The sequence below is a fragment of the Microcoleus sp. B4-C1 genome (assembly GCF_036705285.1).
Lineage (GTDB): Bacteria > Cyanobacteriota > Cyanobacteriia > Cyanobacteriales > Microcoleaceae > Microcoleus.
Genome location: NZ_JAUBUC010000155.1, coordinates 1 through 6,883, shown reverse-complemented (window position 1 = coordinate 6,883; position 6,883 = coordinate 1). Strand labels below are relative to the sequence as shown.

The window sequence follows — 6,883 nt, the reverse complement described above, 5'->3', positions numbered from 1 at the left end:
CTTTGCCAGTAATGTCAGGAGTTGAACCGCTAACACCGTCAAAGTTAGTCGTAGTCAAATTGCCGAAAGCGCTCGCGCTAAACTCGAATTTGTCCACCCCAACAGTAAAGTCAGCAATTTTATCGCCGCCTTCTTTCGTTGTCCTGTAAACAAACAGATCCGCACCACTGCCGCCGCTTATGACATCCAAACCAAGGCCGCCGGTGATGGTATCGTTGCCGTCGCCGCCAAGGATGGTATCGTTAAAATTGCTGCCGACAATGTTGTCATCGCCTGCTAAACCATCGAAATTAACGGCAGCCGGATAAGTGCCGAAATTCACATTGTCAGCACCAGCAGTACCGACAGGAACATTTAGTGACGTGCCGCTGAAGACAAAGTTACTGACTTGCAGGCGAATGCTTGCCGAGAAACTCGTGAGAACTTCAAAGCGCGCCCCAACAGCAAATACCAGTACAGCACGACCGGTCTCGGCATCTATAAACTGACAGAAAGTAGGCGCTTCTCGGTTGCCACCCAAAGCTATAAACCGCGCTTGCAAAGACGCGATGCTGTTAACAGTGGTATCCAGGCTGAAATCGAGCAAGTTAGCGCTGCCGATCGACCCAACAGCAGTAGTAGCAGTAATATCCAGTCGGGTCAAGCTAGAAACGGTGAGATTAGCAAAAGCTGCCGTAGAAAGCTCTAAAACATCGTCATCGACATTAAAGTCAGTAATAAAGTCAGCTTCTACAACTGTTTGAACCTCTTGGCGGGAAGTCCGGTAAATAAAGCGATCCTTTCCAGCACCCCCAATTAGAGTATTGGTTCCTACGCCGCCTTCGATCTCGTCATCATCATCGCCGCCTTGAATTTTGTCGTTGCCCAAGCCTCCTTTTAGTGTGTTTTTGCCTTTACCACCGATGATATCGTCATCATCATCGCCACCATCTATATCGTCATCATCATCGCCGCCTTGAATTTTGTCCTTGCCCAAGCCTCCTTTTAGTGTGTTTTTGCCTTTACCACCGTCGATATCGTCATCATCATCTCCACCGTCGATATCGTCATCATCATCGCCGCCTTTAACTTTGTCGTTGCCTTTGCCTCCTTTGATTTTGTTTTTGCCTAGACCGACTTCGATATCGTCATCATCATCTCCACCGTCGATATCGTCATCGCCATCGCCGCCTTTAATTGTGTCCTTGCCTTTGCCGCCGATGATTTTGTCTTTGGCGTTGCCGGCTGTAATGTTATCGTCACCATCGCTGCCTTCGATATCGTTATCCAGCGTCGCAGAACCGACAATAACTTGAGGTGCTGTAGTGCCACCAAACTTAAAGACATTTTGCTCGATGTTCAAGCTAAAACGCTGGCCGGTGAGAGATCGTTTGCCGTTGCTAACTTCAAAACCAAAACTCAGCGCACCGACAAAACCTACTGTCGCTTTGAACCTTACCAAGCCTGCGTTAATGTCTGCTTGAGTGAAGGTAAAACCGACTTGTGTTACGGCGACTCCATTAAACAATAGTTGGCCGGTTGTAGCATCGGGTAGCTCGGTTAACTTGAAGACTGTGCCGCTAGGACCTTGCTCGTCATCGACAAACCGCAACAACTCAGAAGTAATAGTTTGCTCGCCGCCGCTGGAACCAGCAGTCAAGTTATTATTAGCTTCCACTCGCGGAGGGTTAAAAATCGGAGTGAGAGTTTGACTTGGAGTTGGAGTTGGAGTTGGAGTTGGAGTTTGAGTTGGAGTTTCAGGATTAACTTCCAAAAAGTCGCCAGCAGTGATCAGCGTTGCGTTGACATTCAACAATAGCGCCAAGGCAAAGTTATTGACCCGAATTTCGGTATCGCCACCGACTTGTATAAAGGTCAAGCTGCTAAAGTTCAAGTCGCCAAACAGCAGAAATTTGTCGCTGCCGTCTGTGTAGTCAGTGATGACTGCTTTTGCCCCAGAGGTACTGTTACTCACGACATAAACGTCATCTCCAGCACCGCCGACACAGGTATGGTTGCCAGTACCGCCCATCAGCGTATCGTTGCCGTCGCCGCCCATCAGCGTATCGTCGCCATCGCCGCCACCAACAACGCTGTCGTCGCCATCGCCGCCATCTGCCATGTCATTGCCGTTGCCAGTCACGAGGGTATCGTTGCCAGCACCGCCCATCACGCTGTCGTCGCCGTCGCCGCCCATCACGCTGTCGTCGCCGTCGTCACCCATGCAAACGTCGTTGCCGACACCGCCCATCACGGTATCGTTGCCGTCGCCGCCCATCACGCTGTCGTCGCCGTCGTCACCCATGCAAACGTCGCTGCCGACACCGCCCATCACGGTATCGTTGCCGTCGCCGCCCATCACGCTGTCGTCGCCGTCGTCACCCATGCAAACGTCGCTGCCGGCACCGCCCATCACGGTATCGTTGCCGGTGCCGCCGCTAACGTTGTCGTCGCCGTCGTCACCCATGCAAACGTCGCTGCCGGCATCGCCCATCACGGTATCGTTATCTTTGCCACCGTTAACGGTATCGTTGCCGTCGCCGCCGCTAACGTTGTCGTTGCCTGTGTCGCCCCTGACTGCATCGTTGCCTTCGCCGCCCTCACAATCATCGTTGCCTTTGCCGCCATAGACGGTATCGTTGCCGGCGCCGCCGTCAACGTCATCATCTCCTTCGTTGCCGTGGGTCCAGTCATCGCCGTCATCGCCTTCGCAGATGTCGTTGCCACTGCCACCCATCACGGTATCGTTGTCTTTACCGCCGTTAAGGGTGTCGTTGCCGTCGCCGCCCATGAGGGTATCTTTGCCCAGATCGCCTCTTATTTCATCGTCGTCATCGCCGCCCTCGCAATCATCGTCATCTTTACCCCCGTAGATTTTATTTTTTTTGCCACGGTTTCCTTTGATTTTGTCCTTGCCTTTCTTGCCGAATATCTCATCCTGCTCGCCGGTGGCGACAAGGATGTCATCGTCATCGGTACCGACGACGGTTCGGCGGCGATCGATGCCGCTGTCATCATCTAAGTCATCTATGTCGCCCACACCTTCTTCTAGTACGCCGTTAGATTCCGCCATTTGGCTGTCATCAGCAGCACCTTCTTCCAGTACGCCGTTAGACAGAGCTGGAAATGTGGTGGTAAGGCCGTCGGTGTTTTCGGTGAGCGCTATCTGAATTAACTCGGCTAACTCCTCATCAGAAATTGTAGAGCTGTCGTCGCCTAAATCCCCGACTGGCTTTTGTGTTTCATCTTGAGCGAGAAAAAGTGTTCCCGCTCCTTCTTCTAACAACGTTAGTTCATCCATTGTTGATATTTCCCAAAAAATGGTAAGCTTCTTAGAATCAATTTATCAGCAAACAGGAGGCTGCAGAAGATTTTTTTTAAACTTCATGCTTTCGCCCCCTATAGGAGCTGGTTTCCTCATCTTTACTATTATAGATGCCACTTAAACTGCAAGGTTTTTTTCGCTATTTTGCGAGTTTTATATTCTGCCATTGCGTACCAAAATTAATTAATCCGCAACCTACACTGTAATAACTGCGCCGAAGCTCCGAGCTTTTAAGATGTTCTCGGTATTTTCTACAGTAAGCTGCGCCGAAGGGCCCCTGCCTGTAGAGTTTCTACGTAATTTCTACAGTGAATTAGCTGAATTTAAACTCGCAACTGACAACTCCTAAATAACTACCCAAAACATCTATCCCCCAAAATTTTACCCTTGCTTTTTTTCCGATCTAGGCTGGGTGTATTGAAGTTTTGTAACACTCCCAGCTTTGACAAATCCTTCCCTGACCTAGGATTTGAATCTCTTGACTAAACGACAGCACCCTCGTAATTTTAGTTCCCGATGATTAATTAGAAATTTAGATAATTCCCCCGACCAAATATTTGTTCTAATTTTTAGTGGCACAATTTTCTCTCATTCGAGGAAACCTCGCGAACTGAGTTTTTTTTCGGATCAATACTAAGAGTTCTGCCAAAATATATCTATCTTCAGGCAGATTGTAAGATTTGCTTTCAAATGGTAAGTGACGCAGGAGTAGTTTTTGGTGACTGTTGCAAGCTCGGCATTTTGAGCGGGCATGACCCACGGCGAGGCTGCCCAACCCTGTTGTTTTGTAACGGCTTCGCTACCAAGTCCAATAATTCTCCGAGAAACCGGCCTGATGAGGGGTAATCCTCTAGATGCCAAAAAAAGAGTTGCTTGAGAGTACCGGAACAATTTTATGGTCGTTGTATTGTTGAGAGTTCTTGGCTGCTGATGTTTATTTTTGCTGCTTAACTTTAACTCGATTAAAACAGTTAAATTAAAAATTTTCTATATCATGAAAGCGGTAAATTAGCAATAAATTATTAGGAATAATCGATGGTCAAGTATCGATTATCGATCGCCACGGAGGTCTTAAGGATGAGGGCGGAGGGCTTACGGATGAGAACCCAGGGCTGACCAATTAATTAATTGACACAAAATCAAGATTACACATGGGGGGTTGGTGGTACAGGATAAGCGGTAAAGACCGATCGACCCCTCTCCCAAAAAAATAAAATACTCAAATTTGCCTGCGATATTGCCCTGAAACCGGTTGGCGAGAGCCGAAGTAATTTTAATAAGAACTAGAGATCCGCCTGGTAAAGTGCCTCCAATTTAACTTTACTCAGCAATGAGAAACTCAAGTTCACGACGAATCTAAAGGGGTCTGCGGTAGAGGTGCAAAATGTTAAAGATAGCAAGATTGGAGAAAATTCGGCTTTCACCGAGCCACAGGGCAATCAAAACTAATAAACTGTTATTAAAGTACAACTTTTATATCCTCAAAGTGTTTGAACAAATATACATGACCCTAGCGATCGCCCGATCGGGGGAAGCGCATTCAGAAACTTTGATTGGAAGAGTAAAAAATATGTTGCCGAGCGCTATTGCTAGCCGCAAAAACGCAGGCAAATTCAGAATTAAGGCGGGAGGGCGCTAAATCGGTGAGCCAGGAATTTCAACTCTCAGTCACCCCCGTTGGGGACGACGAATATCTAGTGCGGACAGAAAGGGTTGCACCCGGTGTACCCTTAGCCGAACAACAAGTCCGCTGGCCGATCGACGAATGGCTTGCACTGTCTGCCCAACTGATGAACGACCCGCTGGTGGGCTTGCTCCAGGGAAAAGCAGTACAGGGAAGCAGTTTTGCGGGTCGCGGCCTCTCCCGTTCGGGAAACAACTCAGCGCCGAATTTAGTAGCCCTGGGGCAACAATTATACAGCGGGCTGTTTCAAGGAAACTTGCGCGATAGCTGGACTTGCGCTCAAGGCATAGCCCAGCACCGCCGAGAAGTGCTGCAACTGCGACTCGGACTCAAAGGCCGGCGCTTGCCGCGTCTGCCGTGGGAAGTTCTGCACGCCGGCGATCGCCCTTTGGCAACCGGCACCGATGTCGTATTTTCTCGCTACCAACCAGGTACAAGTTTGTTCAAGCAAACCCGGATACTGCCTAGTGGCGGGCCACTAAAAATTTTAATGGCGATCGCCTCTCCGAGCGATCGAGACAGCTTGCAGCTCAAGCGAGAAGTGCTCCATTTGCAGCAAGAACTCCAAAACCGCACCGGTCATCCTCTCAAAAACAGCCCCCATTGCCCGGAAATTCAACTGACTATTCTCGAACAGCCCGATCGAGAACAACTTACCCAAGCCCTAGAACAAGGACACTACCAAGTCCTGCACTACGCAGGCCACAGCAACTTAGGTTCCAGAGGTGGGGAACTCTACCTAGTCAGCAGCCGCACCGGCTTAACCGAAACCTTGAGTGGCGACGACTTAGCTGGATTGCTCGTTAACAACGGTATTCAGATGGCCGTGTTCAACTCCTGCCGCGGCGCCTACGGCGACCCCTCAGACCTCGCGGACGACAGCCCGGAACGGAACTTAACCGAAGCTCTAGTCAAGCGTGGAATTCCGGCAGTGCTAGCAATGGCAGAAAGCATCCCCGACGATGTAGCCCTAACTCTCACGCGTTTGTTTTACCGCAACCTCAATCAAGGCTATCCAGTCGATCTCAGCCTGAGCCGTGCCAGAGCTGGGCTAATTTCTGCCTACGGTTCTCACCAGCTATACTGGGCTTTGCCCATTCTCTATCAGCACCCGGACTTTGACGGCTATTTGACCGGCGCGCCAGCCCACAGTGCGACATCCGGTTCTATGGTGCACATAATCGCGCCGGGAACGCCACCGGCGCTCGCGGGTACAGAATGGAAGGCCCCGTCTTCGGTTTCGGCGATCGCCCAATACCCCCCAATCCCAGCGAATCGATCCCATGAGTCAGACAATTCTGACGGCGAAGTCTGGGAATATCCCAACCAATTAAAAGATCGTAGGGATTGGGTTCACCAGAACGATCGAGCCGATGCTACTAACTCACCGAACTCACCGACGGCTTCGCCCTCCTCTATTCCTAATTCTGAGTGTTCAGCGATCCAAGCAACTCGCGCCGCTGCATCGACTCAGAAACCGTTAAAAAAACCGGGGCTGAAAAAATCTGTCACCCTGATGCTTTGCTTGTTGTCCGTTGCTTTTAGTGCTGGCTTTTTTGGGTGGCGGTACTCGAACCAGCGAGGCCCGAAACCAGAAGAGTTACTGCCGGCGGTACGGACTCCCCTGTCGCAAAGTTACCTGCAACAACGTCACTAAAAGCGATCGCCCACTGCAATGCTGAATTTAGACTCTCTTGGCCTGGCTCCAAAGTGGGTGGGGTTTTTGCTGGCCATTCGTTATAGGCTGCCGCTGGCAAAGTGATCAAAAGTATAGTGCTCGATCGAATCTCGGACTTACCTTCATCAAGTCGGTTTTTACCATTGGTCACAAGTTAAGCCTGTATGCCAGTTGTCAAGGGGATTTGAGAAGATGTGTCAAAGAAAAATTGGTTTTT

3 protein-coding genes are annotated in these 6,883 nt (G+C 50.0%); 2 read left to right on the top strand and 1 reads right to left on the bottom strand.

Annotated elements, in window-relative coordinates; translation table 11 throughout:
• On the bottom strand, positions 1-3,280 hold a 3,280-nt coding region (locus QUB26_RS30750; RefSeq protein ID WP_333321108.1), incomplete at its 3' end, for a cadherin-like domain-containing protein.
• Positions 3,281-4,688: 1,408 nt separating this feature from the next.
• Here QUB26_RS30750 and QUB26_RS30745 point away from each other — a divergent pair.
• A complete protein-coding gene (locus tag QUB26_RS30745) occupies positions 4,689-4,943 on the top strand; it encodes a hypothetical protein (RefSeq protein WP_333057449.1) in 255 nt (84 codons plus the stop codon).
• 4 nt (positions 4,944-4,947) lie between these two features.
• The gene (locus QUB26_RS30740; protein WP_333246073.1) at positions 4,948-6,645 is read left to right on the top strand and encodes a CHAT domain-containing protein; all 1,698 of its coding nucleotides are present in this window, start codon (positions 4,948-4,950) and stop codon (positions 6,643-6,645) included.
• Positions 6,646-6,883 lie beyond the last annotated feature (238 nt).

Bases quoted from the DNA above. Each gene is read 5' to 3' on its own strand.
- QUB26_RS30745 (WP_333057449.1), top strand. From the start codon at position 4,689: ATGTTAAAGATAGCAAGATTGGAGAAAATTCGGCTTTCACCGAGCCAC.